Raw genomic sequence first — 233 nt, forward strand, 5'->3', positions numbered from 1 at the left:
CGTGAAGCTCGGCGAGGTCGCCGAGGTGATGTTGTCCGAGTTCGAGCTGCCGCTGTCCGAGCCCGCCGTCAGGTCTGGCGTGCTGCCGCTCGGGGCCGCCGTGTCCAGCGTGAAGCTCAGCGAGGCCGAACCGGTGTTGCCGAAAGTGTCGGTCTGGCTGGCTACGATCGTGTGCGGTCCGTCAGCGAGCCCGCTCGGCGTAAACGACCAGGCGCCTTGCGCATCGGTGGTCG

General features: G+C 68.7%; 1 protein-coding gene. It reads right to left on the minus strand.

Annotated features, from left to right (window positions below; genetic code table 11):
* Window positions 1-233 (minus strand): Ig-like domain-containing protein (locus tag CWO91_RS45720; RefSeq protein ID WP_433995615.1); only part of this gene is annotated, 233 nt, incomplete at both ends.

The organism is Bradyrhizobium genosp. SA-3, from assembly GCF_004212635.1.
Taxonomy (GTDB): domain Bacteria; phylum Pseudomonadota; class Alphaproteobacteria; order Rhizobiales; family Xanthobacteraceae; genus Bradyrhizobium.